This window comes from Streptomyces sp. BK340 (assembly GCF_007827595.1).
Lineage (GTDB): Bacteria > Actinomycetota > Actinomycetes > Streptomycetales > Streptomycetaceae > Streptomyces.
The window spans coordinates 22501-49414 of the sequence record NZ_VISR01000037.1; the positions used below are offsets into that span (position 1 = coordinate 22501).

27 protein-coding genes and 1 pseudogene are annotated in these 26914 nt (G+C 70.6%); 14 read left to right on the forward strand and 14 right to left on the reverse strand.

Features of this window, described 5'->3' with window-relative positions:
- Positions 1-5: 5 nt before the first annotated feature.
- The gene (locus FB157_RS41740; RefSeq protein ID WP_145886243.1) at positions 6-1613 is read right to left on the reverse strand and encodes an ABC transporter permease; all 1608 of its coding nucleotides are present in this window, start codon (positions 1611-1613) and stop codon (positions 6-8) included.
- Complete coding sequence (locus FB157_RS41745) at positions 1610-2512, reverse strand: ABC transporter ATP-binding protein (RefSeq protein ID WP_145886245.1); 903 nt, start codon at positions 2510-2512, stop codon at positions 1610-1612. The genes FB157_RS41740 and FB157_RS41745 overlap by 4 nt, the downstream gene beginning before the upstream one ends.
- A 74-nt stretch (positions 2513-2586) precedes the next feature.
- Between FB157_RS41745 and FB157_RS41750 the strand changes: the two genes are divergently transcribed.
- A complete protein-coding gene (locus FB157_RS41750; RefSeq protein ID WP_145886247.1) occupies positions 2587-3078 on the forward strand; it encodes a GbsR/MarR family transcriptional regulator in 492 nt (163 codons plus the stop codon).
- 22 nt (positions 3079-3100) lie between these two features.
- Here the strand turns inward: FB157_RS41750 and FB157_RS41755 are convergent, their stop codons facing one another.
- Positions 3101-4609: an APC family permease gene (locus FB157_RS41755; protein ID WP_145886249.1), complete on the reverse strand. Its 1509-nt coding sequence runs from the start codon at positions 4607-4609 to the stop codon at positions 3101-3103.
- A gap of 150 nt (positions 4610-4759) precedes the next feature.
- Positions 4760-5611, reverse strand: coding sequence for a diacylglycerol kinase (locus tag FB157_RS41760; RefSeq protein WP_145886252.1), 852 nt, complete (start codon positions 5609-5611; stop codon positions 4760-4762).
- 197 nt (positions 5612-5808) lie between these two features.
- On the opposite strand from FB157_RS41760, the gene FB157_RS41765 reads away from it, so the two are divergent.
- Positions 5809-7092: an adenylosuccinate synthase gene (locus FB157_RS41765; RefSeq protein WP_145886254.1), complete on the forward strand. Its 1284-nt coding sequence runs from the start codon at positions 5809-5811 to the stop codon at positions 7090-7092.
- Positions 7093-7185: 93 nt separating this feature from the next.
- Positions 7186-7398, forward strand: a complete 213-nt coding sequence (locus FB157_RS41770) for a hypothetical protein (protein WP_145886256.1) — start codon at positions 7186-7188, stop codon at positions 7396-7398.
- Between the two features lie 6 nt (positions 7399-7404).
- Here the strand turns inward: FB157_RS41770 and FB157_RS49030 are convergent, their stop codons facing one another.
- The gene (locus tag FB157_RS49030) at positions 7405-9333 is read right to left on the reverse strand and encodes a serine/threonine-protein kinase (RefSeq protein WP_261386886.1); all 1929 of its coding nucleotides are present in this window, start codon (positions 9331-9333) and stop codon (positions 7405-7407) included.
- Positions 9334-9413: 80 nt separating this feature from the next.
- The gene (locus FB157_RS41780) at positions 9414-9722 is read right to left on the reverse strand and encodes a hypothetical protein (RefSeq protein ID WP_145886258.1); all 309 of its coding nucleotides are present in this window, start codon (positions 9720-9722) and stop codon (positions 9414-9416) included.
- A gap of 241 nt (positions 9723-9963) precedes the next feature.
- On the opposite strand from FB157_RS41780, the gene FB157_RS41785 reads away from it, so the two are divergent.
- The 4 genes from FB157_RS41785 to FB157_RS41800 all read left to right on the forward strand — a co-directional run bounded on the left by FB157_RS41785 (position 9964) and on the right by FB157_RS41800 (position 13833).
- Positions 9964-11781 carry a bifunctional UDP-sugar hydrolase/5'-nucleotidase gene (locus FB157_RS41785; protein ID WP_145886260.1) on the forward strand — a complete coding sequence of 606 codons (1818 nt, stop codon included), beginning with the start codon at positions 9964-9966 and terminating at the stop codon, positions 11779-11781.
- An 84-nt stretch (positions 11782-11865) separates the two neighbouring features.
- Positions 11866-12324 carry a hypothetical protein gene (locus FB157_RS41790; protein ID WP_145886262.1) on the forward strand — a complete coding sequence of 153 codons (459 nt, stop codon included), beginning with the start codon at positions 11866-11868 and terminating at the stop codon, positions 12322-12324.
- A gap of 85 nt (positions 12325-12409) precedes the next feature.
- Positions 12410-13057, forward strand: coding sequence for a hypothetical protein (locus FB157_RS41795; RefSeq protein ID WP_145886264.1), 648 nt, complete (start codon positions 12410-12412; stop codon positions 13055-13057).
- An 11-nt stretch (positions 13058-13068) separates the two neighbouring features.
- On the forward strand, positions 13069-13833 hold the full coding sequence (locus FB157_RS41800) for a hypothetical protein (RefSeq protein ID WP_145886266.1): 765 nt from the start codon (positions 13069-13071) through the stop codon (positions 13831-13833).
- On the opposite strand, the gene FB157_RS41805 is transcribed toward FB157_RS41800, so the two are convergent.
- Positions 13776-13997: a DUF397 domain-containing protein gene (locus FB157_RS41805; RefSeq protein WP_145886268.1), complete on the reverse strand. Its 222-nt coding sequence runs from the start codon at positions 13995-13997 to the stop codon at positions 13776-13778. The genes FB157_RS41800 and FB157_RS41805 overlap by 58 nt on opposite strands.
- On the reverse strand, positions 13994-14833 hold the full coding sequence (locus tag FB157_RS41810; protein ID WP_145886270.1) for a helix-turn-helix transcriptional regulator: 840 nt from the start codon (positions 14831-14833) through the stop codon (positions 13994-13996). Before FB157_RS41810 ends, FB157_RS41805 begins: the two co-directional genes overlap by 4 nt.
- A gap of 126 nt (positions 14834-14959) precedes the next feature.
- Between FB157_RS41810 and FB157_RS41815 the strand changes: the two genes are divergently transcribed.
- Positions 14960-15391 carry a hypothetical protein gene (locus tag FB157_RS41815; RefSeq protein ID WP_145886272.1) on the forward strand — a complete coding sequence of 144 codons (432 nt, stop codon included), beginning with the start codon at positions 14960-14962 and terminating at the stop codon, positions 15389-15391.
- Here FB157_RS41815 and FB157_RS41820 read toward each other — a convergent pair.
- The 3 genes from FB157_RS41820 to FB157_RS41830 form a co-directional block, all read right to left on the reverse strand.
- The gene (locus FB157_RS41820) at positions 15384-16034 is read right to left on the reverse strand and encodes a hypothetical protein (protein ID WP_145886274.1); all 651 of its coding nucleotides are present in this window, start codon (positions 16032-16034) and stop codon (positions 15384-15386) included. The two genes, FB157_RS41815 and FB157_RS41820, sit on opposite strands and share 8 nt — an antisense overlap.
- A 147-nt stretch (positions 16035-16181) precedes the next feature.
- Positions 16182-16874, reverse strand: a complete 693-nt coding sequence (locus FB157_RS41825) for a GntR family transcriptional regulator (protein WP_145886276.1) — start codon at positions 16872-16874, stop codon at positions 16182-16184.
- A 111-nt stretch (positions 16875-16985) separates the two neighbouring features.
- The gene (locus tag FB157_RS41830) at positions 16986-18341 is read right to left on the reverse strand and encodes an aspartate aminotransferase family protein (RefSeq protein WP_145886278.1); all 1356 of its coding nucleotides are present in this window, start codon (positions 18339-18341) and stop codon (positions 16986-16988) included.
- Between the two features lie 195 nt (positions 18342-18536).
- Here FB157_RS41830 and FB157_RS41835 point away from each other — a divergent pair, with 195 nt between their 5' ends.
- Positions 18537-20567, forward strand: coding sequence for a serine/threonine-protein kinase (locus FB157_RS41835; RefSeq protein WP_145886280.1), 2031 nt, complete (start codon positions 18537-18539; stop codon positions 20565-20567).
- Positions 20568-20644: 77 nt separating this feature from the next.
- On the opposite strand, the gene FB157_RS47780 is transcribed toward FB157_RS41835, so the two are convergent.
- Together FB157_RS47780 and FB157_RS41840 are read right to left on the reverse strand one after the other, a co-directional pair.
- Complete coding sequence (locus FB157_RS47780) at positions 20645-20794, reverse strand: hypothetical protein (protein ID WP_186581925.1); 150 nt, start codon at positions 20792-20794, stop codon at positions 20645-20647.
- Positions 20795-20828: 34 nt separating this feature from the next.
- The gene (locus tag FB157_RS41840; RefSeq protein ID WP_145886282.1) at positions 20829-21578 is read right to left on the reverse strand and encodes an SLATT domain-containing protein; all 750 of its coding nucleotides are present in this window, start codon (positions 21576-21578) and stop codon (positions 20829-20831) included.
- A gap of 272 nt (positions 21579-21850) precedes the next feature.
- Between FB157_RS41840 and FB157_RS41845 the strand changes: the two genes are divergently transcribed.
- Genes FB157_RS41845 through FB157_RS41855 form a run of 3 tightly spaced genes read left to right on the forward strand, consistent with a single transcriptional unit; the run spans position 21851 to position 23502 of the window.
- Positions 21851-22195: a YbaB/EbfC family nucleoid-associated protein gene (locus tag FB157_RS41845; RefSeq protein ID WP_145886284.1), complete on the forward strand. Its 345-nt coding sequence runs from the start codon at positions 21851-21853 to the stop codon at positions 22193-22195.
- A gap of 55 nt (positions 22196-22250) precedes the next feature.
- Positions 22251-22850, forward strand: a complete 600-nt coding sequence (gene recR, locus FB157_RS41850) for a recombination mediator RecR (protein WP_053664569.1) — start codon at positions 22251-22253, stop codon at positions 22848-22850.
- The gene (locus FB157_RS41855; RefSeq protein ID WP_145886286.1) at positions 22843-23502 is read left to right on the forward strand and encodes a DUF5063 domain-containing protein; all 660 of its coding nucleotides are present in this window, start codon (positions 22843-22845) and stop codon (positions 23500-23502) included. The genes recR and FB157_RS41855 overlap by 8 nt, the downstream gene beginning before the upstream one ends.
- A 15-nt stretch (positions 23503-23517) precedes the next feature.
- Here FB157_RS41855 and FB157_RS41860 read toward each other — a convergent pair.
- Positions 23518-24146 (reverse strand): annotated as a pseudogene (locus FB157_RS41860) (TSUP family transporter).
- A 329-nt stretch (positions 24147-24475) separates the two neighbouring features.
- On the opposite strand from FB157_RS41860, the gene FB157_RS41870 reads away from it, so the two are divergent.
- Together FB157_RS41870 and FB157_RS41875 are read left to right on the forward strand one after the other, a co-directional pair.
- Positions 24476-25747 carry an aspartate kinase gene (locus FB157_RS41870; RefSeq protein ID WP_145886290.1) on the forward strand — a complete coding sequence of 424 codons (1272 nt, stop codon included), beginning with the start codon at positions 24476-24478 and terminating at the stop codon, positions 25745-25747.
- Positions 25747-26826, forward strand: a complete 1080-nt coding sequence (locus tag FB157_RS41875) for an aspartate-semialdehyde dehydrogenase (protein ID WP_145886292.1) — start codon at positions 25747-25749, stop codon at positions 26824-26826. The genes FB157_RS41870 and FB157_RS41875 overlap by 1 nt, the downstream gene beginning before the upstream one ends.
- The last annotated feature ends 88 nt before the right edge of the window (positions 26827-26914 follow it).

Below are 26914 nucleotides of genomic sequence, written 5' to 3' on the forward strand. Positions count from 1 at the left end.
GGGGTTCACGAGGTCAGGTCACGCCTGCGCAGCCCCGCCAGCCCCGCTCCCACGAGCGCCACCGCCAGCCCCGTCAGGACCAGTACCGGACCCCACTCCATCCCCCCGCCCGGCAGCTTGGGCAGGTGGCCGAACGGGGACAGGTCCAGGACGATCCGGGGGGCGTTCAGGGCCGGGCCCACCCAGCCGATCAGGAGGGTCGCCACGGCGATGCCCCAGGCGGCCGGGGCCAGGCGGGGGGCCACGCCGTGGAGCAGGAGGGTCAGCGCGCCGATCAGCCAGACCGCCGGGAGCTGGACCAGGCAGGCGCCCAGGACCGGGCCGGTCTCCTTGCCGTAGCCGACCGCGAAGCCCAGGCCTGCCAGGAGCATGATCAGGGCCGAGCCGGCGAAGGCGATCGTGAGGTGGCTCGCGGCCCAGCGGACGCGGCCGACCGCACAGGCCAGGACCGGTTCGGCGCGACCGGAGATCTCCTCGCCGTGCAGGCGCAGGACCGATCCGACGACGTAGAGCGCCGCGATCAGACCGAGCATGCCGGTCATCGCGGCCAGGAACGCGTCCGTGAGACCGCTGTGGCCGCCCATCCGCTCGAAGATCTGCCGGGCCTGGTCGTTGTCGCGGACCAGGTCGGCGGCGCCGTCCGTGAGACCGCCGTAGACGACCCCGGCGAGGAAGAAGCCGAGGGACCAGCCGAGGACGCTGCCGCGTTGCAGGCGCCAGGCCAGCGCGGCTGCCGTGCCGAGGCGGCCGGTGGGGGGTCCGACGGGGGTCCCCCCTGCTCGAGCGAAGCCGAGAGCCTGGGGGATGGTGGGCAGGAAGCTCATGCCGATGTCGCGGCGGCCCGCCAGCTCGTAGGCGATCAGGGCCTGCACCGCCACCGCCGCCGCGAACAGCAGCAGCACCCACCAGCGTTCGGCGGCGAAGGAACGCTGGTTCTCCAGCCACCCCAGGGGGGACAGCCAGGTCAGGAGGGAGGAGCCGTCGTTCGCCGTGGAGTCGCCGGCCGCACGGAGCACGAAGGCCGCGCCGAGGACGGCCGCCGTCAGGCCGCGGGCCAGGCGCGCGCTCTCCGTCAGCTGGGCGACGATCGCGGCCGCCGTGGCGAAGACCATGCCGACCCCGGCGAGGCAGAGGCCGAAGGACAGCGCGCCCGCGGCTCCCTGTGCGGACAGGCCCGCCGTGATCAGCAGGGCCAGGAGGGCGTTGGCGGTCGCCGCAGCCAGCAGGGCCGCCGTGAGGGAGGCCCGGCGGCCCACCATCCCGGACGCCACCAGCTCCTGGCGGCCGCTCTCCTCCTCGTCCCGGGTGTGCCGTACGACGATCAGCAGGCTCATCGCGGCCGCGAGCGCGGCGGCGTACACGCCCACGCGCCAGGCCGTCAGCGCGCCGAGCGAGGTGCCGAAGACCGGGCCGATCAGCGCGCGGAAGGACGCGTTGGTCTGCAACTGGCCGACCAGATCGGCGCGTTCGGCCGCGGTGCCGTACAGGGTCTTCAGGGTGTTCGGCATGGAGAGGACCATCAGCGCGTTCACCGCGATCCACACCGGGATCAGCAGCCGGTCGCGGCGCAGCGAGAAACGCAGCAGCACTCCCGTGCCCGTGAAGGACGTCATCGCGCGGCCGCCTCGTCGAGGTCCTGGTAGTGGCGCAGGAACAGCTCCTCCAGCGTCGGCGGGGTCGAGGTCAGGGACCGCACGCCCGACTCGCTCAACTGGCGCAGGACCGCGTCCAGCCGGCCGGTGTCCACCTGGAGGCGCACCCGGTGGCCCTGGACGTCCAGGTCGTGGACGCCGGGCAGGTGCGCCAACCCGTTGGGCGGACCCGCCAGTTCGGCGCTCACGCTCGTCCTCGTCAGGTGGCGCAGGTCGGCCAGGGAGCCGGTCTCCACGGTCCGGCCCTTGCGGATGATGCTGACGCGGTCGCAGAGTTCCTCGACCTCGCTGAGGATGTGGGAGGACAGCAGGACCGTCCGGCCGCGCTCCCGCTCCTCCTGCACGCAGCGCTGGAAGACCTCCTCCATCAGGGGGTCCAGACCCGAGGTCGGCTCGTCCAGGATCAGCAGGTCCACGTCCGAGGCGAAGGCGGCGACCAGGGCGACCTTCTGCCGGTTGCCCTTGGAGTAGGTGCGCCCCTTCTTGGTGGGGTCCAGCTCGAAGCGGTCGGTCAGGTCCGCGCGGCGCCGCGCGTCCAGCCCTCCGCGCAGCCTCCCGTACAGGTCGATGACCTCGCCGCCGGAGAGGTTGCGCCACAGGGTCACGTCGCCGGGGACGTAGGCGATCCGGCGGTGCGCCTCCACCGCGTCCTTCCACGGGTCGCGGCCCAGCACCTGCGCCGCGCCCGAGTCCGCGCGCAGCAGGCCGAGCAGGACCCGGATGGTGGTCGACTTGCCGGAGCCGTTGGGGCCGAGGAAGCCGTGGACCTCGCCCGTCTCGACGTCGAGGTCGAGGCCGTCCAGCGCATGGGTACGGCCGAAGGACTTGTGGAGTCCGGAGACCGTGATTGCCTTGGTCATGGCTCCGAACGTACGCTTACTTCAGAAATTTGTGAAGTTAAGGAAGTGCATGAACCCCGGATAGGGTGAGGGGCATGACGGAGCCGAGTACTGAGCGGGACCCGGAGTCGGTCTCGAGGTTCGTGGAGCACTTCGCGGCGCAGCTGGTCGAGGCGGGGATGCCGCGCATGCCCTCCCGGGTCTTCGCCGCGCTGCTCGCCTCCGACACCGGCACCCTGACCTCGGCCGAGCTGGGCGAACAGCTGAGGATCAGCCCCGCGGCCGTCTCCGGTGCCGTGCGCTACCTCGCCCAGGTCCACATGGTGTCCCGCGAGCGGGAGCCGGGCTCCCGCCGGGAGCGGTACCGGGTGCACAGCGACCAGTGGTACGAGGCCCTCACCAGCCGCGAGGCGATCATCAAGCGCTGGGAGGACGCCCTCAGGGACGGCGTGGCCGGCCTGGGCCCCGGCACACCGGCAGGGCGCAGGCTGACCGAGACGCTCGCCTTCTTCGAGTTCATCGAGCGCGACGTCGCCGAGATGATGGAACGCTGGCGGGCGTACCGCGAGGAGCGGTTCGGAAGCTGACCCGCCCGCCGGCGTCCGCCGGTCAGCGTTCCTTCGTCTCCTCCAGCACCGTCCGCCCCAGCAGCGCGTACCGCTCCGGCGATCGCCGCTTGAGGTACTGCGCGCAGCCGATCCCGGCGGCCGCGATCAGCGCGACCAGCCACGGCGTCGCCTTCAGGACCAGTGAGCCGGACTCCGGGCCGGCCGCCGCGCCCATGTTGGACACCAGCAGCACGACCACCGCGAGCATCGCGATCCCGCCGATCAGCGGGGCGGCGGTGGTCCGGAACCAGTGCCGGCTCTCCGGGTGGTGACCGCGGAAGTAGACCAGCACCGCGAACGAGCACACGGCCTGGACGACCAGGATCGCCATGGTGCCGAGGATGGCGAGCAGGACGTACGTGCCGCTGTACGGGTCCTTGCCCGCGGCCCAGAACGCGCCCACCAGCAGTGCGCTCACCGCCGTCTGCACCAGGCCCGCGATGTGCGGGGAGCCGTGCCGGGCGTGGGTGCGGCCCACGGTGTTCTTCAGGGACGGCAGGACTCCCTCACGGCCCAGCGCGTACATGTAGCGGGCGGCGCAGTTGTGGAAGGCCATGCCGCAGGCCAGCGAGCCGGTGATCATCAGCCACTGCATGACGTCGACCGCCCAGTGGCCGACATAGCGCTCGGTGGGGTTGAAGAAGAGGCCCATCGGGTCCTTGGTCGCCACCTGAACGGCGCTTCCCGTGCCGGTGCCCGAGATGGCCATCCAGGAGACGAAGACGTAGAAGACGCCGACGCCCAGGACGCTGATCATCGTCGCCTTGGGGATGATCTTCTTCGGGTCGCGGGACTCCTCGCCGTACATCGCCGTCGACTCGAAGCCCACCCAGGACCAGAAGGCGAAGAAGAGCCCGAGCCCGGCGGACGTGCCCTTGAAGGCGTTGACGGGGTTGACCGGCGCGAAGGTGAACCCGTGCGGTCCGCCGCCGTGGAGGGCGACCGAGACGGCCATCGCGGCCAGCACGGTCACCTCGGTCGCCAGCAGCACCACCAGCAGCTTCTCGGCGACGCTCACCCCGAACCAGGTGCCGGTGGCGTTGATCGCCAGCATCAGGGCCGCGAAGGCCCACCACGGGACGTCGAGCCCCGACTGGTCCTTGAGGGTGGTGGTGGCGAAGGTGGAGAAGATCCCGATCAGCGCGGGCTCGAAGACGACGTACGCGAAGGTCGCGAGCAGTCCCGAGGCGAGGCCGACGGTACGGCCGAGGCCGTAGGAGATGAAGCCGTAGAAGGCGCCCGTGGACGTGATGTGCTTCGCCATGGACGTGAAACCCACGGAAAAGATTGCCAGGACGACCATTGCGACGAGATAGCTCGCGGGTGCCCCGATGCCGTTGCCGGCGGACACCATGAAGGGCACGTTGCCGGTCATCGCGGTGATCGGAGCGGCCGTTGCGACGGCCATGAACACCACGCCGAGCAGGCCGACAGCGTTGGGTTTCAGCCGATGAACCACCCCGTCGTCATCCGTCTTCGCCGCCGGGGCGATGCCCTCGTCCACTGCCATCGGGTGGCCCCTCTCCTGATCGCCACGCGCGGACGCACCACGCCTTGATAGGGCAGGATGGTGGAGGGAGAACCGGTCCCTCAAGGGGTCGGGACGGTTAAATATTTGTCACCAGACCTTTAGAGTCGGTGTGCGGGGCCCGCCGGAGGGTCAGTGGGGGGAAGGCAGCGTCAGCGCCCAGGCCGCCTCGCGCACGGTCCACGTCCGGCGTCGTACGGGCCCGGAGACCTGCGCGTCGGCCCGGTAGCGGAAGTCCGACCCGATCACCGTCACCGCGCGGCCACGGGCCTGCAGCGGGGTCGCCTCGGCGCCCACCGACAGCGGCCGCACCTCCACCTCGGCCATCCCGCGGGAACCCGGCGTCACGGACACCGCCTCCACGGGCTGGTCCAGGTCCACGAGCGTCTCGCCGTCCAGCTCCACCCGCAGCCGGGCGGGGCCCGGGGCCGGCACGGCTGCCAGGCGGGGCGGACGCGGGGCCAGGGTGCGCACCAGGGAGCGGTACGTCGTGCGCAGCCAGGGGTGCCCGGAGGGGACGCCCACCGGCTCGGCGGAGGCCGCCCGCACCGGTGCCGACGGGATGCTCAGAGCGCCCAGGACCACGCCGTCACTGTCGTCCACGAGCAGGTCCAGGCGCCGCTCCGCGCCGTCCAGCACGGCCCGCGCGGCGGCCACCGCACCCGCGGGCACGCCGAGGGACTCCGCCAGGGCCGTCCCGCCGACCGGGACCACCGACAGTGCGCATCCGGCCAGCTCGCGGTGGCGGTGCAGCAGGGTCACCGCGCGGACCAGCGCCCGGTCGTCGCCGACCACGACCGGGCGCCGGGACCCTCGGCGGCCGAGCGCCCGGGCAAATTCCTCGGGGCCGTCCGGCAGACACACCTTGGTGGTCGCACCCGCGCTGAGCACGTCTTTCGCGATCCGGACGGACTCCCCGTCCGTCTGTCGTGCCGCCGGATCGATGATCACCAGCAGCTGATCGGACGTCGCGAAAGTCGCCACCTCGGTCCTGCCTCGCTTCCTCGGGTAGCATCTTTGTGCAAGAGCCCCTTGCGCTATTGCGCCAGGGGCTTCGTCTATTCCGGGGCATCCGGTCCGACGGTTGTGCGACCAAAGGCGGTCGCGGTGGTACGCGGCGGTGAACCTTACGCCCCTGCCCCCGACCTTGGACATGCCCCGCCCGGAAGGGGTGTACGCGCGTGCCCGCACTTGTGCTGCTCGGTGCTCAGTGGGGTGACGAAGGCAAGGGGAAGGCCACCGACCTGCTCGGTGGCTCGGTGGACTATGTGGTGCGTTACCAGGGCGGTAACAACGCCGGCCACACGGTGGTCGTCGGCGACCAGAAGTATGCACTCCACCTCCTCCCTTCCGGAATCCTCTCTCCCGGTTGTACGCCGGTCATCGGTAACGGTGTCGTCGTCGACCCGTCGGTCCTGCTCTCCGAGCTGAGCGGTCTGAACGAGCGTGGCGTCGACACGTCCAAGCTCCTGATCAGCGGTAACGCGCACATCATCACGCCGTACAACGTGACCGTCGACAAGGTGACGGAACGCTTCCTCGGCAAGCGCAAGATCGGTACGACCGGCCGCGGCATCGGACCGACCTACGCCGACAAGATCAACCGCGTCGGCATCCGGGTCCAGGACCTGTACGACGAGTCGATCCTGCAGCAGAAGGTCGAGGCGGCCCTCGACGTCAAGAACCAGCTGCTCACCAAGCTGTACAACCGGCGCGTCATCTCCGCCGACCAGGTCGTCGAGGAGCTGCTGGGCTACGCCGAGCAGATCAAGCCGTACGTCACCGACACCGTGCTGGTCCTCAACCAGGCGCTGGAGGACGACAAGGTCGTCCTGTTCGAGGGCGGTCAGGGCACCCTGCTCGACATCGACCACGGCACGTACCCCTTCGTCACCTCCTCGAACCCGACCGCGGGCGGCGCCTGCACCGGCGCCGGCGTGGGCCCGACGAAGATCAGCCGCGTGATCGGCATCCTCAAGGCGTACACGACCCGCGTCGGCGCCGGTCCCTTCCCGACCGAGCTGTTCGACGCGGACGGCGAGGCGCTGCGCCGCATCGGCGGCGAGCGGGGTGTGACGACCGGCCGTGACCGCCGCTGCGGCTGGTTCGACGCGGTCATCGCCCGCTACGCGACCCGTGTGAACGGCCTGACCGACTTCTTCCTCACCAAGCTGGACGTCCTGACCGGCTGGGAGGAGATCCCGGTCTGCGTGGCGTACGAGATCGACGGCAAGCGCGTCGAGGAGCTCCCGTACTCGCAGACCGACTTCCACCACGCGAAGCCGGTCTACGAGACCCTGCCGGGCTGGTCCGAGGACATCACCAAGGCGAAGTCCTTCTCCGACCTCCCGAAGAACGCCCAGAACTACGTGAAGGCGCTGGAGGAGATGTCCGGCGCCCCGATCTCCGCGATCGGCGTGGGCCCGGGCCGGGACGAGACGATCGAGATCAACTCGTTCCTGTAGACCGCGGGCACGGACCTGCACAGGACCGCCCGCCGATCCGCCCCCGGGCGTGATCGGCGGGCGGTCCCGCGTTCCGCGCGGTGCAATCGGAGTATGAGCACCCACCGGAACGCACGGTGCCGGGGGCCGTACGGCGGTGAAGGCGACCGGGCTGCCGGTACGGACTGCTCCGACCCCGCCGTCTTCGAGGTCGCCCGCTACGACCTGCCGGCGCTCCCGGTGTGCCCGATCCACCTCGGACCCTCGCTGCTGGTGGCGAGCAGGGTCCTGTGGCCACCGGAGATCCGGCTCATCGGCCGGCCCTGACCGTGATCAAGGGTGGCGTTCGAGACGGAGGGTGGCCGTTTCGGCACGGGAGTGGCGGGTGAGGGTCGCCGCGGTGCCGGAGCCGTGGAGGGTGTAGTCGTACGCGACGGACGCCGGCCGGCACAGCGGGTCCGAGCGTTCCGCGATCACGTGGGCAACCGTGGTGGCGAACGTGTTCTCGCGGGCGTCCAGCAGGGCCGCCTCCCACTCGCAGTGCCGTCCGCCATGGTCGTCGGAGCCGTGGATGAGGTGCTGCCCCAGTCGCCGGGTACCGACGGTGATGCGCAGGCCGCCGTCGGCGGAGTACCAGTCTCCGCGGGAGGCGAGGGAGACGTAGGTGTCCTCGGAGGCCGGTTCGAGGCCGTAGGACATGCCGCGCGAGTAGACCCAGGAGAGGCCCTGGCCCTCCTCCGCCCTGAGTCTCATGGTGTGCGGCACCCCGCAGATCTCCTTGCCGGACGAGCCCGTTCCGATCCCGTGCATCCGGAAGTCGCCGAGCACCAGCGTGTTCTCCGACCTGGACCGCACCATCGCCTCGCCGGTGCAGATCGTGTCGCGCGTGGCCGAGACGACGGTGGCGCCCGGCCTGCCCGTCCGAGCGCCCTGGACGAGGTCCAGTCGCATGCTGAGCAGGGGTCCGTCCTCGTCCCTGGTGACTCTCCAGGTGCCGCCGAAGGCGTAGTACCCCGGCGCGCGTTCACGCGGGTGGTCCCCGAGCGCCGACCAGGGGGTCGCGACCAGGGTGGGCAGGACGACGTACCCGCCGGCCACCACCGACAGCACGGCGAGGACCGGCAGCAGCACGCCCGCCGCCCGCCCGCCGAAGCGGGGGACCCGGGGCGCTGGAGGAGTGCGTATTACGTGCGGCGGCGCGATGCCCGCCTCCGGGACGTCCAGCGGATCACGCCGCTCCGCCGCCGCAGGTTCTTCCGGGAGGTCCGGCAGCTCCGGGAGATCCGGGAACTCCGGCAGCTCCGGGAACTCCGGGAAACGAGGAGGCTCCGGGGTCGGCTCCCCGCGATGCGGTGTCTCCGGCAGCGGCTGCGCCGCCACCCGGTCGAGGCGGGCCAGCAGGGACGCGGGCAGCCAGGCGCCCGCGGGGGCCCGGAGGGTCAGGTCGATCAGTTCCGGGACCGTCGGCCGGTCGTCCGGGTGCTTCGCCAGGCAGCGCCGGACGAGATCCGCGATCACCTCGGGTACGCCGGTCAGGTCCGGTTCCTCGTAAGCGATCCGGAACAGCTGCGCGTGCAGCCCGCCCTCACCCGCTCCCTGGAAGGGGGAACGGCCCGTGGCCGCGTAGGCCAGGACGCTGCCGAGGGAGAACACGTCACCGGCCGGGGTGACCCGTTCGCCCCTGACCTGCTCCGGGGACATGAACTCCGGTGTGCCGACGAGGGTTCCGGTGCCGGTGAGGGAGGAGTCGACGGTGGCGTCCAGGACTTGGGAGACCCCGAAGTCGATGACCCGGGGTCCGTCGACGGTGAGCAGGATGTTGGACGGCTTCAGGTCGCGGTGGACGAGACCGGCGCCGTGGATGGCGTCCAGGGCCTGCGCGAGCCGGTGCGCCAGGACGTGCGCGGAGGCCGAGGGCAGGGCGCCGAAGTCGCCGCGCACGACGGCCCGCAGGGTGGGTCCGGGCACGTACTCCGTTGCCACCCAGGGCTGTTCGGCATCCGTGTCGGCGTCCAGCACCCGCGCTGTCCAAGCCCCGCTCACCCGCCGCGCCGCGGCCACCTCCCGGGTGAACCGCCGCCGGAACTCACTCTGTTCGGCGTCGGGGTCGGTGCGGATCAGCTTCACCGCGACCGTCGTCGCGCCGGGACCGGCGTCCGCCTCCCGCGCGAGATAGACCCGGCCCATGCCGCCCGCCCCGAGCCGGGACAGCAGACGGTAGGGGCCGATACGGGCCGGGTCGTCGGGAGCCAGAGACTGCATGGTTCGCGATCATCCCAGAAATTGACCCGGCCACGGCGAGCCCCTGGCTCCGGGCCGCCGCGTCCAGGTCCGGCCTGCTGTCAGTCCCGCAGCCTGAGCGGTGTGCCCAGCCGGATACGGGTGACGCAGGGCAGGTCCTGGTGGTACTCGGTGGTGCCCTGGCGGTACCGGTAGCGGCAGCCGTCCAGGTCGCCGTGGACGGTGTCGGTCACCTTGATACGGGCAAGGTAGTAGACGTCCGTCACGCGGTGCGGCCGCACCCGGACCGGGCGGCCCGCGTGGTCGCGGGCCCGCTCGATCTCGCCGGCGTCGGCACCGGTGAGGGAGACGCCCATCGCGTGCCCCTCGGTGCCGTTGCCGCTGACGGCCTTGTACTCCAGGATCTTCACGCCCGCCGGGACCCGGGTGATCGCGGCGTCGAGCAGGGGGAGCGGTTTCTCCGCACGAACTTTGCCGCGTCATCGACAGAAGTAGACCGTTCATTGGTCAACCACTCCAGAAAATGACCGGGACATGACCTGTTTCTGGTTCTCCGGACGTGAGGGTGCCGAAAGCATCTACGCGGGTAGCCCCCGCGCGGCGCGCGTACCCGTACCTCCTCCACTCCAGCCCTCCTCCAGGAGCCTCCTCATGCCCCTCAGCCCCATGAACCGCCGGGATTTCGTGAAGAAGTCGGCCGTCACCGGTGCGGCGGTCGCCGCCACGGGGACCGTCGCCGCGGCGCCCGCCCAGGCGGCCGGGCTGCAGCCCGAAAAGACGCCCCGCACCTGGTCGTTCTCCATCCTGGGCACCACCGACCTGCACAGCCACGTCTTCGACTGGGACTACTACAAGGACGCCGCCTACACCGACAAGGCGGGCAACTCCGTGGGTGTCGCCCGGGTGGCCACCCTCATCAAGCAGCAGCGGGAGGCGAAGGGCGAGCACCGCACCCTCCTGGTCGACGCCGGCGACATCATCCAGGGCACCTCCCTGGCCTACTACTTCGCCCGTGTCGACCCGATCACCGGCACCGACGGCAAGCGCGGCCCCAAGCACCCGATGGCCGTCGCCATGAACCACATGCGCTACGACGCCGCCGCCCTCGGCAACCACGAGTTCAACTACGGCATCGACACGCTGCGCAAGTTCGAGAGCCAGTGTCACTTCCCGCTGCTCGGCGCCAACGCGCTGGACGCGAAGACGCTGCGCCCCGCCTTCCAGCCGTACACCGTGAAGCGGATCTGTGTGCCGGGCGCCCCCGACATCAAGGTCGGCATCCTGGGCCTCACCAACCCCGGTATCGCGCTGTGGGACAAGGACAACGTCAGCGGCAGGATGGTGTTCCCGGGCCTGGTCGAGCAGGCGAAGAAGTACGTGCCGCGGATGCGTGCGCTCGGCTGTGACGTGGTGTTCCTGACGGACCACTCGGGCCTGGACGGCTCCTCGTCCTGGGGCGACTCGCTCCCGTACGTCGAGAACGCCTCGAACCTGGTGGCCGAGCAGGTGCCGGGCATCGACGCGATCCTGGTGGGCCACACGCACGTCGAGGTGCCCTCGTACACGGTGAAGAACGCGGAGACCGGCGAGGAGGTCCTCCTCTCCGAGCCGTACTGCTGGGGCTACCGCCTGAGCGTCTTCGACTTCGAACTCGAACTCCACCACGGCCAGTGGAAGGTGACGGGCAAGACGGCGCAGACCCTCAACCCGAAGGACGTGGACGAGGACCCGGAGATCAAGAAGCTCCTGGAGGCCGACCACGAGCTGGTCGTGAAGTACGTGAACACGACGGTCGGCACCTGCACGCAGGACCTCTCCGCGGCCGAGTCCTGCTGGAAGGACGTGCCGATCATGGACTTCATCCACAAGGTCCAGATGGAGACGGTGAAGGCCGGGCTCTCGGCGTCGGACGCGGCGCTCCCGCTGATCTCGGTCGCCGCGCCCTTCAGCCGCACGGCCGACATCCCGCAGGGCAGCGTCACGATCAAGGACATCGCCGGGCTCTACATCTACGACAACACCCTGTACGGCAAGAAGCTGACGGGTGCCCAGCTCAGGGACTACCTGGAGTTCGGGGCGAAGTACTACTACCAGGTCCCGGCCGGCACGAAGGTCGACACCGCGACCCTCACCAACGCCAACAAGTTCTGGGACTACATGTACGACACGGCGGCGGGCGTCGACTACGAGATCGACATCGCGCAGGCCGAGGGCTCCCGGATCAAGAACCTCACCTACAACGGGGCCCCGGTCGCCGACGACCAGGTCTTCGTCGTCGCGGTCAACAACTACCGGGCGAACGGCGGTTCCGGCTACCCGCACATCGCCACGGCGCCGATCGCCTACAGCTCCACCAACGAGATCCGTCAGCTGATGATCGACTACGTGACGGCGAAGAAGGCGCTCGACCCGGCGGACTTCGCGGTCACCAACTGGAAGCTGACGCAGGCCGGAACCCCGGTGTTCTGAGATGAACGTCCGATCCCTGGGCGGCGTCGTAGTGGTGTTCCGTGCTGAAGGCGTTCAGCGCACACCACGAAGGAGACCTGTCCAGTGATCCGGATCCGAACCGTCGTCATCGGTCTGGCCGTCGGAACCCTCGCCCTCTCCGCCTGCGGCGGCGAAGGGCCCGCCGAGGGGGACCGCGGCCAGACCGCCGCCGAGTGGGTCGCCTGCTCGACGACGATGGTCGTCGGCGACGTGGCCTCGGTGAGCCCGTCCGCCCGTCACAAGGGCCGCATCTCGGTGACGGTGGAGGCCACGGAATGGCTCAAACCGGTCCGGGGGGAGCGGCGGATCACCCTCGATGTCGTCGACCCGGGCGCGACGGACACGCCGCGGCAGGTGAAGCCCGGGCAGCATCTGCTCATCGCCGTTCCCGAGCGCGACAGCCTGGAACCGGGTGTCTTCCGGGGCGATCAGCTGCGGCTGGAGCGAGCCCGCATCAAGAAGGCTCTGCCCGCCTCCGAGACCACCAAGTGCCCGTACCCGTGGGCGAGTTCGAGTTCCTGATGTTCCGCATGTGAATGTTGCTTGCGGAAGCCGGGCCGGCGCTGCCTAATGGGCATGCACCTGGCAACTTCCAACGGGGGAAACATTGACGCGTGCCACGATGCGCCATGCCGGCCGGGCGGCCGGCGTGATCGCCTTCGCCGTAGGAGCCCTGTTCGCCACGGCTCCCTCCAGCCCCGCCGACGACGCCGACGCCGAAGCGGCGCGGTCCGTCGACAACATGATCCCGACCAGCCACTACGACGTCCCGTGCCGCAAGGGCATCCTCTGCCAGACCGACAACGCCACCCTCACGTACTACATGGACTCCGGCGGCAGCAACGCGCTGGAGTCCGACGACAAGGCCGCCGTCAGGTCCGTGCTGAACAACGAGTACGCGCCCACCGACCTCTCGGTCAGCTACGACTCCACGCCGTCCTGGTCCGGTGACGCCGAGACGGACATCTACTACAGCGAGGGAACGGTCTCCGGCAGCGACAACGGCTTCACCTACTGCGAGAACCCCGCCCCGGGTGTCTACAAGTGCGACCAGCAGTACGTGAAGATCGAGCCGGGCCACTGGTCCTCCGGTCTGGTCTGCCACGAGACCGGGCATGCCGTCGGCTTCGTCCACGGTGAGGACGCCTCTCCCGTCGTGGGCATGCAGGACTCCCGCCTGGGCTGCATGAAGAAGTCCGTCGGCTCGGAAGGGCTCGGCAGCAACCAGGTGCGCAACATCAACAACACGTACTGACGGGGGCCAGGATGAACAGAAGGACAGGCATCGCCGTCGGTACCACCGCCGCACTCGCCGTGACCGCGCTGTCCGTGGTCGCCGCGACCCACGGCGGGTCCGCCGGCCACGACCGGGCCGAGGACCAGGGGGTCATCCTCGCCGAGGGCAACGACCGCTACCCCTCCAGGACCGCCCGGGACTGGGTGACCTACGCGGACCACGCCGTCGTCGTCACCGCCGTCGACGACCGGGCCGTCGAGCCGGACACCGGTGACCCCGACAACCCCGAGGGCGAATCGGGCCCGATCATGCGCAAGGTCACCCTGCGCGTCGACAAGGTGCTCTGGTCCAAGGACAAGCCCGCCCACGCGGCACCCTCGACGTTCCAGTGGGACGCCTTCGGCTGGCACCAGGCCGAGGACGGCGGGCGCGTGGAGATGTCCGGGGCGCACGAGCCCCGCATCGAGCCCGGCCACACCTACGTCATGGCCCTGCAGTGGCAGGCACCGCGCTGCCCGGCCGGGGACGAACCGATCCCCGGCGAGTGGCGGGGCCTGGGGGGCGAGTCCTCCACGATCCCTTACGACCACGAGGTGCTGGGGCAGGGCGAGTTCGAGGGCGAGACCCAGAGCGGGGCCTCTGCCGAGGAGTCCGCCCTCCCGTCGGCCGACCCCAACTTCGGGCTCCGCGACGAGCTGGCGGGCCAGAAGGCGGACGCGCTCGCCGCCAAGCTCAGTCAGACGACGCCGGGTACGCCTGAGTCGGCGGAGCCTGCGGCTGACCCCTGCGAGTGACTTAGGAAGCCGGCCCAGGCTGTGGGGGAGACCGACAGCCTGGGGCCGGTGGGGTTCTTGGAGTCGCGGATGTGGATGGTGTGGGGGCAGGTGGCTACTTCGACGCAGTCGCCGCCGCTGGCATTGCTGTAGCTCGACTTGAACCACTGCAAGGTGCTCGTCATGTCCGCTCTTCTCCTGCCAACTTCCGGATGAGGCTTAGCGAGTCGTCCGGGCTCAGAGCCTGTGTGCGGATCTTTGCATACCGGTGGTTGAGGAGCGCGACCTTTGTGGGGTCGCTGACCAGGAGGCTTTCTTCCTCGACTTCCAGGTAGACCACGCGATGGTGTTCCTTGGTCTCCACCAGCACCATGTCGCCGTGGGCTCCCGCGTGACCTCCCCGCAACCCTCGGTCCATCGGGACGACTTGGATGCTGACATTGTCCCTCTCTGCGTCCTCTGCCAGCGACTGCAATTGTCCGTGTAGGACCTCCTGGCTGCCGAACGGTCGCCGTAGTGCGGACTCGTCGAGAATCAGCTCGATCATGGCCGGAGGGTCCCTGTAGAACAGGGCCCGTCGGGCGACCCGCGCCTCCACCAGCTCGTCCACCTTCGAGTCGGCGAGCTTGGGAAACCCACCGCCGATCAGAGCCCTCGCGTACTCCGGAGTCTGGAAGAGACCTGCGACCTGGTACGTCTGATACGACGACAGCGTCACCGCCTCCGCCTCCATCAGCGCGAAGTTCTTGAACTGCGGCGGGTACTTGTCGAGCAGCATGAACTTCCGCGCCTTCTCGAAGACCCCGAGTCCGCCCCCGATCTGCTCCTCCAGTGCCACCAGCATCTTGTCGCTCGCGGGCTGCGCACAAGTCTCCATCGCGCTGATTGCGGAGCCGGTGTAGCCGATCCGCTTGCCCAACTCGTCCTGTGTCAGCTTCTGCTGCTCGCGCAGTGCTTTCGCGAGGGCGGCCACGAGATGTGCCGTGCCGCCTGCCTCCACCTTGTTCTCAGCCCGCGCCATGTGCGGTCACCCCCGGACTCAACCGAACTCAACCGGTCATCGATACTCCGCGTCGACTCCCGACCGTTCCGAATGGTCGACGGAGAGTCATGGATGAAGGTAGCGGCCGCCACTGACACTGGTCGCATGAATACGCAAAGTCACCCCGCCCTGGAATGGATTCCCGCCACCGGCATTCAACTCCGCAAGGCGGGGGTCCAATTCGACGCCGTACGGCTCGACGGGGACCACGGGCGGGCGGTCGCCGACCGGCTCGCGCGGATGACCGGGGGTGATCCGGGGCCCGTGGTGGAGTCCGGAAGCGGGCGGCGCTGCGTCTACTTCCTCGTCGCCGCCGGCAGCACCGCCCACCACAGCTGGCCGGAGGAGGTGACCCGGCTGACGAGTGGCCCGTACCGGGTCTGCTACATCCCGGTGCCCGCGCTGGAGGGCATGACCTGGCCGCTGGCCTGGCGCTATCCGCCCACCGCGCCCGGCCGGCTCGTGCACACCCTGTTGCTGCGCACGGCTCTCCAGGACTCGGTCGACGACGTCGGCGTCGTCGGCCGCGTCAGCTGAACACGATCATGGACCCCTGTGCCAGGGACCGCGTCGCCGCCGCGTGCAGGCCGAGCCACACATGCCGCTCGCGCGCGAAGGGGCTGGGGTCGTAGGGCGCCGGTACCGCGGGCTCCTCCAGTTCGGTGGGGGCGGCCGGCGGTGCCGGGGCAGCCGGCGGGTTGGCCGGGTCGATGCCGATCGACGGGGCCACCAGTTCCAGTTCCCTCAGCAGGGACTGGGAGGAGCCCAGGGGGCCGCCGCCGGCGAGGAGTTCGTCGCTGGACAGCGGGTGCGGGAAGTCGACCGGGACGTAGGCGCCCGCGTGGTCGTAGTGCCACACCAGGTGGGACTGCTGGGCCGTCGACTCGAACATCTCCAGCAACTGCTCGTAGTCACCGCCCAGTTCGTCCACCGGGGTCACGGGCAGCCCGCACACCTGGAGCAGGTAGGCCCGGCGCAGGAAGTGCAGCGCGTCGTAGTCGAAGCCGGCCACCGGGGCCACCTCGCCGGACAGGCCCGGCATGTACTGGTACACCGGCACCGGCGGGAGACCGGCCGCGGCCAGCGCGTCGTTGTAGTGCGCGAGTTCCTCGGCGAACGGGTTGTCCGGGGTGTGGCACAACACGTCGACGAGCGGGACCAGCCACAGGTCACAGGCCAAAGGACAGCTCCTAGTGTGGGTCGATCAGAGGCCGCACTCCGCGGGCAGGGCGTTCAGGAAGCGTAATCGCTACGGGGCATGTCGAGGCCCCCCGGTGTGACTTCCACTCTCTGTCCGGGGTGTTCGCACGGCGCGTGACGCAGCTGATCAGGGCTGCTCGGCCAGGCGCTCGACGAGCGCGAGGGAGTGGGCGTTGGCCGCGGCCACGATGGCGCGGGCCGCCTCGGCGTCGCGGCGGGCCAGGGCGTCGACCAGCTCGGTGTGGCCGGCCCACAGGTGGTGGCGCACGTCGGGGAGGCGGCGCAGGTGCTGGACCGCGCAGACCCAGGACTGGACCCGCAGGCGGTGCAGGAAGTCGGCCAGGTAGGGGTTGCCGAACAGGCCGCTCAGCTCGCGCCAGAAACGCAGGTCGTAGCCGATCAGCACGCTGAGGTCACCGGCCGCCGCCGCCCGCTGGGCCTCCTCGCCGCGCCGGCGCACCGCCGCCAGGGCCGCCGCCGTCCGCGGGTCCTCCGGGGCGGTGAAGGCCGGGTGGGTGGTGAGGGCCTGGAACATGCCGTCGGTGACCAGGCTGCGGGCCTCGATCATGCCCCGGTAGTCGGCGGGCGAGTACTCGGGGACGCGGAAGCCGCGGTGCTGGTCGGCCTCCAGGATGCCCTGCGCGGACAGGTCGACCAGTGCCTCGCGGACCGGGGTCGCCGAGACGCCGTACTGGTCGGCGATCTCCTTGACCGTGAACGCCCGGCCCGGCTGCAGCCGCCCCGCCAGCACCTCGTCACGCAGCGCGTCCGCGATCTGCTGGCGCAGGGTGCTGCGCGTCACGGCGCCGTTGCCGGGCATCGTCCGGGCCTCTCCTCACGCGTATGGGTGACGTACTCGTAGGTGCTCGTCATCTCTTACGAGCACGTCACCTTACGCGTTCGGATCGGCCCGGCGGCAGCTGCCGTCCGGTTACGCCGTGTACTCGTCGGCGACGCTCAGCGCCGCGTCCAGAGCCGCCAGGCCCTCCTTCAGCTCGGCCTCGGAGACGTTGCAGGGCGGGACGATGTGCGTCCGGTTCATGTTGATGAAGGGCCACAGTCCGTGCTGCTTGGCGGCGGCACCGAACGCGGCCATGGGGGCGTTCGCCTCGCCGGCCGCGTTGTAGGGCACCAGCGGCTCCCGGGTCTCCCGGTTCTTCACCAGGTCCAGCGCCCAGAACATGCCGACGCCACGGACCTCGCCGACGCTCGGGTGCCGCTGGGCCAGCTCGGCCAGGGCGGGTCCGACGACGCTCGCGCCGAGCCGCCCGGCGTTCTCGACGACGCCCTCCTCCGCCATCACGTTGATCGTGGCGACGGCGGCGGCGCAGGCCAGCGGGTGCCCGGAGTAGGTGAGACCGCCCGGGTAGGGCCGCTTGCCGAAGGTCTCGGCGATCTTCTCGGAGATGGCCACACCGCCGAGGGGCACGTAACCCGAGTTCACACCCTTGGCGAAGGTCATCAGGTCCGGCACGACACCGAACAGGTCCGCGGCGAACCACTCACCGGTCCGCCCGAACCCGGCCATGACCTCGTCCAGGATGAACACGATCCCGTACTTGTCACAGATCTCCCGGACCCCGGCCAGGTAGCCGGGCGGCGGGACCATGATCCCGGCGGTGCCGGGCACGGTCTCCAGGACGATCGCCGCGACCGTCCCCGGCCCCTCGAAGGCGATCGTCGTCTCCAGGTGCTCCAGCGCCCGCGCGGTCTCCTGCTCCTCGGTCTCCGAGTAGAAGCGGGAGCGGTAGAGGAAGGGCGCCCAGAAGTGCACCACACCGGCACTGGCGCTGTCGGAGGCCCAGCGGCGCGGGTCACCGGTGACGTTGATCGCCTGCTGGGTGCCGCCGTGGTACGAGCGGTACGCCGAGAGCACCTTCGCGCGGCCCGTGTGCAGCCGGGACATGCGAATGGCGTGCTCGATGGCGTCCGCGCCGCCGTTGGTGAAGAAGATCTTGTCCAGGTCGCCGGGGGTCCGCTCGGCGATCAGCCGGGCCGCCTCCGAGCGCGCCTCGACGGCGAACGCGGGCGCGAACGTCGTCATCTTCGCCGCCTGCTCCTGGATCGCGGCGACGACCTTGGGGTGCTGGTAGCCGATGTTGGTGAAGACGAGTCCGCTGGTGAAGTCCAGGTAGCGCCTGCCGTCGTAGTCCCAGAAGTAGGACCCCTCGGCGCCGGCGACGGCGAGCGGGTCGATGAGGTCCTGGGCGGACCAGGAGTGGAAGACATGCGCACGGTCCGCGGCCTTCACCGCGGCGCCGGCTTCGGGGCTGAGCTGAGGGGTCATGCGGGCGAGCGTAAATGTCCGGGATGCGGACGCGACATCGGCGTCCTGTTCCGTGGGCGGGGCTTTTCCGCGACAGGTTGTCGACGTGCGACGGCACCGCCGTTACGGAACCGTAGACCCAGGTCCGCGCGGCCCCCCGCGCGGCCGCACTATTCTCGGTCCGTTGCAGACCTATGGGGGGAAGGCGGCGCGGGGATGGACAAGCTGGGACCGGGGGATCCGCAGGGGATCGGGGCGTACCGGCTGCTCGCGCGGCTCGGCGCGGGCGGAATGGGGCATGTGTACCTGGCCCGGTCCGACCGGGGCCGTACGGTCGCCGTGAAGCTGGTGCGCGAGGAGCTGGCCGAGCAGGAGGAGTTCCGGGCGCGGTTCCGGCAGGAAGTGACGGCCGCGCGGCGGGTCGGCGGGCACTGGACCGCGCCCGTGCTGGACGCGGACACCGAGGCCGCGGTGCCCTGGGTGGCCACCGGGTACGTCGCCGGGCCCAGCCTGCAGCAGGTCGTCTCACGCGATCACGGGGCGCTGCCCGAGCGGTCGGTACGGATCCTCGCGGCGGGGCTCGCGCACGCACTCAAGGACATCCACGCGGCCGGGATCGTGCACCGGGATCTGAAGCCGTCCAACGTGCTCGTCACCATCGACGGGCCGCGGGTGATCGACTTCGGGATCGCGCGGGCGATGGAGACCATGGCGGGGGACGGGCTGACCCGTACCGGGGCGCTGGTCGGGTCGCCCGGGTTCATGGCGCCCGAGCAGGTGCGGGGGGACCGGATCACGCCCGCGTGCGACGTCTTCTGCCTGGGGTCCGTGCTCGCCTACGCCGCCACCGGTGTGCTGCCCTTCGGGGGTGCCAACAGCGGGGTGCACGCCCTGATGTTCCGGATCGCCCAGGAGGAGCCGGATCTTGAGGGGGTCCCGGAGGGGATCGCGGATCTGGTGCGGGACTGTCTGAAGAAGGATCCCGCTGCCCGGCCTTCGCTGGATCGCATTCTGGAGCGGACGGGGGCGGAGGACACGGTGTCCGGGGGGCGGTCCCGGGATCCCTGGCTGCCGGGGGCGTTGGTGGCGCAGCTGGGGCGGCATGCGGTGCAGCTGCTGGACGCGGAGGATCCGGCGTCCGATTCGATGCCGGGTGCGGGTGCGGGTGCGTCGGGGGCCAACCGGCCTGCGGCCGGGTCTGGGTTCCCACCCGCACCACCCGTGCAGCAACCGTCGTCGGGTGCGGGTGGCCCCGGTGGGGCGGAAGCGCCGCCGGCGGGTGCGGGTGCGCCGGGGGTGCCTGCTCCTGCCTGGGTGCAGCAGCAGGGAGGTGGCGGGTCGCCCGAGCACTCTTCCGCCGCTGATGACGTTTCCGCGGCGCCCCCGGCCAAGGGGAGCGGCGCGGCCCTCAATCATCTTCCGACCCTGGTTTCCGGGCAGACCCCGCCGCCCGCACCGCCTCCCGCCGCTCCCGGCTACGGTGCGGCGGCCGGGCCGTACGCCCCGCCGGGGCAGTACGGGTATCCGCAGCAGCCCCAGCAGCATCCTCAGTCCCAGGCCCCGGCCTACGGCTACCCGCAGCAGCCGTACAACCCCTACGGCGGTGGCGGCCTCGGTTCCACCCCGCCGTACGGGCCGCCGCCGGTCTGGGTTCCGCAGGAGCCCGAGCGGCGGAACGGGCGGTCCACCGCGTTGCTCGTCGTGATCGCGCTGGTCGTGGCGCTGGGCGCGGGCGGGTCGGTGTACGCGCTGATGAACCATGGCGGGGACGACGGCAAGGCCGGGGGGACGGTCAGTCCGGGGCCCACCGTCACCACCACCGCGCCGGGCGGCACCTCGCCCGCGCCCACCCCCACGACCTCGGCGCCGTCCTCCTCCGCGCCGGCGGACGGGGCGATCCCGGCCGGGTACCTCGGCACCTGGCAGACCACGATCGACAACGCCAATGGCACCAACTCCCGTCAACTGACCATCCAGCAGGGGAAGGTGGGGGACACCGTCCTCACGCTCGTCGCGGACGGACCCACCGCGGGCGGCGGCACGTACCACTGCGTGTTCGAGGCGGAGCTCAGCGAACAGCCGGGCGGCAACGGGCCGTTGGAGATCGGACCGTCGAGCGTCAGTTCCGGTGAGCCGCTGTCCTCCTGCTCGCCGGGCGAGGCCACCGAGATCACGCTGCTGCCGGACGGGCGGCTGAAGCGGGTGAAGAGGAGCGGCGGGGAGAGCCTGACGTACACCAAGCAGTGAGGTGAACCCGCCTGCCTGCGGCGGCTGTTGAACGTTGGGCGAACTCCGGCCCACGCGTCCGGTTCGTCCCCTTGCCTTCAAGGCAGTGGGGAAGTGTCGGCTACCGCGTGCGCGTCCCGCTGAACCGGGGCGACCGCTTCGAGCTGCTCGTGCTGCTGTCCGGCGGGGACGTCGGCCGGGAGATCCGGATCGTCGGCGGGGATCAGGTGCTGGACCCCGGAGGGCATGAAGCTGCGCCTGGCCGGCCGAAGGGGCGGGTGCCTATCGGGGCTCCGGCGGACGCTGCCTCGGCATGTTCGGGCGCGTCCCGTTCGCCGGCGGCAGCGGAAACCGTCCCACGGGGCTGCCCGGATCCACCCGCGCCCCGGATGCCACCGCCGCCTGGATGCCCAGCGGGGCCGAACCCGTGCGGAACTCCACCATCCAGTCGGCCGTCTCCGTGCGCACCAGCTCCATCACGTCCTCGGAGAACCGGCGCAGAACCGCCAGGCACCGCTCGGCGGCCTCACCGGCCGTCCCCTCCGCCGGCCCCAGGACCTCCCGCACGCTCTCCGACGCCCAGTCGAACTGCAACACCTGCAACCGCCGCTGCACAGCCTGCGCGGTCGCCACGTCCCTTATCCAGCCCGACGTGACCCCGAAGAACCGGTCTACCGCGACACACGCCACCGCGAGCATCAGCGCCAGATACCCCCAGGGCGCCACCCCGCCGACCACCCCGGTCAGGTCCAGCAGCGGCAGCGCGGCCCCGCACACCGCCCCCGCCGCCGCCCCGGCCCGCAGCGCCCGTGCCCCGCGCCGCTTCCACACCCGGTCCGCGAGATACCAGGACGCCGTCTGCAGTGCTCCCCGCTCCACCCACCGGTACAGCTCGTCGAGCCGCTCGGCGGGCTCCCCCCAGTCCCCGAGCGGGAACGACCGCCCGGTCAGATCGCCCGGCCGCGGCCCGGCCGCACCCTCGCCCCACCCGTCCTGAGGCGGACCCTCGGGCTGCATCTCCGGCTGAGCCACCCGGCACTCCCTACTGAACACGACACTGGAACAGGGCCCGTCACATTGCGTGACATTGCAAGCCGACGCGCGTCATCCTTCCTACCGCCCAACGGGTGGCGGGGACGGAGCTTTCCCCTCTTTTCCGCCCGGAAGAGGGCCTTGATCAGGTATACGACTGCCACTGCTCTCACTCGAAAGAGTGGCGGGGCGATGGCCGCGCAGACCACGTAGGCTCGTGCACAACGGAGAAACGACGCCGCAGGCGACGAACGAGGAACCAGGAGCTGATCGTGATCCCCGGTGGTGGCCAGCCGAACATGCAGCAGTTGCTCCAGCAGGCCCAGAAGATGCAGCAGGACCTGCAGCGGGCGCAGGAGGAACTGGCGAACACGGAGGTCGACGGGCAGGCGGGCGGCGGGCTGGTACGGGCCACCGTCACCGGTTCCGGCGAGCTGCGCGGCCTGAAGATCGACCCGAAGGCGGTGGACCCGGAGGACACCGAGACCCTCGCCGACCTGATCGTGGCGGCCGTCCAGGCGGCCAACGAGAACGCGCAGACGCTCCAGCAGCAGAAGCTGGGCCCCCTGGCGCAGGGCCTCGGCGGCGGCAGCGGCATCCCCGGTCTGCCCTTCTAAGACGGGGCGCGGCCAACTACCGTACGCACTGAAAGACTCCAGGAAGGGCAGTCCGTTGTACGAAGGCGTGGTTCAGGACCTCATCGACGAGCTGGGTCGGCTGCCCGGCGTCGGTCCCAAGAGCGCGCAGCGGATCGCCTTCCACATCCTGCAGGCGGAGCCGACGGACGTCCGTCGGCTCGCCCAGGCCCTCCTCGAGGTGAAGGCGAAGGTCCGCTTCTGCGCGACCTGCGGCAACGTGGCACAGGAGGAGCTGTGCAACATCTGCCGCGATCCTCGCCGCGACCCCTCGGTCATCTGTGTCGTGGAGGAGCCCAAGGACGTCGTCGCCATCGAGCGCACCCGCGAGTTCCGCGGCCGCTACCACGTGCTCGGCGGCGCGATCAGCCCGATCGAGGGCGTAGGCCCCGACGACCTGCGTATACGAGAACTTCTCGCACGGTTGGCCGACGGGACGGTCACGGAGCTGATCCTGGCCACGGACCCGAATCTGGAAGGCGAGGCCACGGCCACGTATCTCGCCCGCATGATCAAGCCCATGGGCCTCAAGGTCACCCGCCTGGCCAGCGGCCTCCCGGTGGGTGGCGACCTGGAATACGCGGACGAGGTCACCCTCGGCCGCGCCTTCGAGGGGAGACGACTCCTAGATGTCTGACGCCACGCTGCACGCGACCGGCCAGAACCCGGACGACTTCGCGGTCCAGATCGCGGACCAGATCGAGAGCTTCCTGGTGGCCGTCACAGAGGTGGCGAAGGGCGACGAACCCGACTCGGCCGTCCCCTTCCTGCTTCTGGAGGTCTCCCAGCTCCTCCTGGCCGGCGGCCGCCTCGGCGCGCACGAGGACATCGTCCCCGACGAGCGCTACGAGCCCGACCTCGGCCCCGAGCAGGACGTGGACGTACTGCGCGAGAACCTGGCCCGGCTCCTCGACCCCATCGACGTCTACTCCGAGGTCTTCGACCCCTACGAGCCCCGGACGGCTCCCGTCCCGGCCCGTATCTCCGACGACCTCGCCGACGTCGTCACCGACCTCCGCCACGGCATGGCCCACTACCGCTCGGGCCGAACCACGGAGGCCCTGTGGTGGTGGCAGTTCTCCTACTTCTCGAACTGGGGCGGCACCGCCTCCGCAGCGCTCCGCGCCCTCCAGTCCCTGGTGGCGCACGTCCGCCTGAACCAGCCCCTGGAAGAGCTCGACGGCCTCGACACCGACCAGGCCATGGGCGACGAGACCCTGGAGTTCGAGGCGGGCAGGGTCATGGCGGAGGAGATCGGCGGTCCCCTGGGGATGCGCCCGGCCAAGTAGCGCGCCCGGACCCGCTCACGGCCCCCACAGTCCCTTCGCCAGGGTCGTCGCCCCGCCCGCGAGCGCGAGCAGCAGCACCAACAGCCGCGCCCGCGGTTCGGGGACCCGTCCGGCGAGCGCCCGGCCGAGCAGCGCCCCCGTGGTCATCGCGGCCACGGCGGCGCCCCACCACTGGGCCGTCCCCAGCCGGGGCGTCCCGTTGGCGGCCACGGAGAAGGCGTTGACCAGGACGCCGTGGAACTGCGCGTTGGGCACGAACTCCCGTACGGTCCAGCCCGCGTTGACCGCGTAGAGGGAGACGGGCGGCCCGCCGCCGGCCGCCGAGTTCATGAAGCCGCCACCGCGCGGGCCGCGACTGCACCCCGCGTGCCCCGCAGGACCAGCAGGACGGCACACGTGACCAGGCCGCCCATGACCAACAGCAGGACCGGATCGGGAAGTTGGCGGGTCATCCAGACTCCGGCCGGCACCGTGCACGCCGCTGCTACGCACAACGGCACCATCGCCCGCGGCCGCACCCGCCGTCATCCTCCGGCGAGGCCCACCACGCCGACGGCGCCGGCGGCGCAGTTGGCGAGCGTGACCCCGTCGCCCGACCCGAGCAGCAGCACCAGCCCGGGGACGGCGACCAGCGCGAACCCCATCCCGGTGATCCACTGCACGGCCGAGCCGAGCAGCACGATCGCGCCGGGCAGCAGGTCGCTTGTCACGGTTGGGCAGTCTCCTGCCGCCGTCCGGGCGTGATCAAGGCGTCGGCGGGGACGGACGGCGGCCCCCTGGTGCTTGAAACTTGAATCACAGGCCCACTGTGAGCCGGGGCACGTTCCGCGTGGCGTGTCGTGCGCTGGGCAGGTTCCGGTCGCGAGCGCGTCGATCTCCCACCGTCAGACGTCTCACCATGCGGGACCAGGACGGTGGATTTCGGGCGCTCGTTAGACTGAGCCGACACAAACGAACCGAGCGAGGAGCGCACGTGGGCCTTGTCGTGCAGAAGTACGGAGGCTCCTCCGTAGCCGATGCCGAAGGCATCAAGCGCGTCGCCAAGCGGATCGTGGAAGCGAAGAAGAACGGCAACCAGGTGGTTGTCGTCGTTTCCGCGATGGGCGACACGACGGACGAGCTGATCGATCTCGCCGAGCAGGTTTCTCCGATGCCTGCCGGACGCGAATTCGACATGCTGCTGACCGCCGGAGAGCGTATCTCCATGGCCCTGCTGGCCATGGCGATCAAAAACCTGGGCCACGAGGCCCAGTCGTTCACCGGCAGCCAGGCAGGCGTCATCACCGACTCGGTCCACAACAAAGCCCGGATCATCGACGTCACGCCCGGCCGTATCAGGGACTCCCTGGACAAGGGCAACATCGCGATCGTCGCCGGGTTCCAGGGCGTCAGCCAGGACAAGAAGGACATCACCACGCTGGGCCGTGGTGGGTCCGACACCACGGCCGTGGCGCTGGCCGCCGCGCTCGACGCCGAGGTCTGCGAGATCTACACCGACGTCGACGGCGTGTTCACCGCCGACCCGCGTGTGGTGAAGAAGGCGAAGAAGATCGACTGGATCTCCTTCGAGGACATGCTGGAGCTCGCGGCCTCCGGCTCCAAGGTGCTGCTCCACCGCTGTGTGGAGTACGCCCGCCGTTACAACATCCCGATCCACGTCCGCTCCTCCTTCAGCGGGTTGCAGGGCACGTGGGTCAGCAGTGAGCCGATTGGGGACAAGAAGGTGGAGCAGGCCATCATCTCCGGTGTCGCGCACGACACCTCCGAGGCCAAGATCACGGTCGTCGGTGTGCCGGACAAGCCGGGTGAGGCTGCCGCGATCTTCCGGACCATCGCCGATGCCGAGATCAACATCGACATGGTCGTGCAGAACGTGTCGGCGGCCTCCACCGGGCTGACCGACATCTCCTTCACGCTGCCGAAGACCGAGGGCCGCAAGGCCATCGACGCGCTCGAGCGCAACCGCGCGGGCATCGGCTTCGACTCGCTGCGCTACGACGACCAGATCGGCAAGATCTCCCTCGTCGGCGCCGGCATGAAGACCAACCCGGGCGTCACGGCCTCCTTCTTCGAGGCGCTGAGCAACGCCGGCGTGAACATCGAGCTGATCTCGACCTCGGAGATCCGTATCTCGGTCGTCACCCGTGCCGACGACGTGCCGGAGGCCGTGCGCGCCGTGCACACCGCCTTCGGTCTCGACTCCGACACCGACGAGGCCGTCGTCTACGGAGGCACGGGCCGGTAATGGCGCCGACCGGAAAGCCGACGCTCGCGGTCGTGGGTGCGACCGGAGCCGTCGGCGCGGTCATGCTCCAGATCCTGTCCCAGCGCGCGGACGTCTGGGGCGAGATCCGTCTGATCGCCTCCCCGCGCTCGGCCGGCCGCAAGCTGGCCGTGCGCGGGGAGGAGGTCGAGGTGGCGGCCCTGACGGAGGACGCCTTCGACGGGGTCGACATCGCCATGTTCGACGTGCCCGACGAGATCTCCGCCGAGTGGGCGCCGATCGCCGCCGCGCGCGGTGCGGTCGTCGTCGACAACTCCGGCGCCTTCCGGATGGACCCGGACGTGCCCCTCGTCGTCCCCGAGGTCAATCCGCACGCGGTGCGCAGCCGGCCGCGCGGGATCGTCGCCAACCCCAACTGCACGACCCTGTCGATGATCGTCGCCCTGGGCGCGCTGCACGCCGAGTTCGGGCTGCGCGAGCTGGTGGTGTCGTCGTACCAGGCGGTGAGCGGGGCGGGCCGGGCCGGGGTGGAGGCGCTGCGGGCCCAGCTGTCCCTGGTCGCCGGGACCGAGCTGGGGACCAAGCCCGGTGACGTACGGCGGGCCGTCGGGGAGGACACCGGGCCCTTCCCGGAGCCGGTCGCGCTGAACGTCGTCCCGTGGGCCGGGTCGCTGAGGGAGGACGGCTGGTCGTCGGAGGAGATGAAGGTGCGGGACGAGTCCCGCAAGATCCTCGGACTGCCGCAGCTGCCGGTCGCCGTGACCTGTGTCCGGGTGCCGGTGGTCACCACGCACTCGCTCACCGTCCACGCCCGCTTCCAGGGCGAGGTGACCGTCGACGGCGCCCGCGAGATCCTCGCCACCGCGCCCGGCGTCGTGCTCTACGACGACCCCGCCGCCGGTGAGTTCCCCACCCCCGCCGACGTGGTGGGCACCGACCCGACCTGGGTCGGGCGGGTCCGCCGGGCCCTCGACGACCCGACCGCGCTCGAACTCTTCGTCTGCGGTGACAACCTGCGCAAGGGCGCCGCGCTCAACACCGCGCAGATCGCCGAGCTGGTCGCCGCGGAATTCAGGGGAGAGGCACCCGCTCGCGGATAAGACGTTTGTAGTATCCACGTAAGAATGTGGCGGGAAGCATGGTCCAGAACGCTTGAACCGCGCTCCCCGGCAACAGAGGATTTTCCTC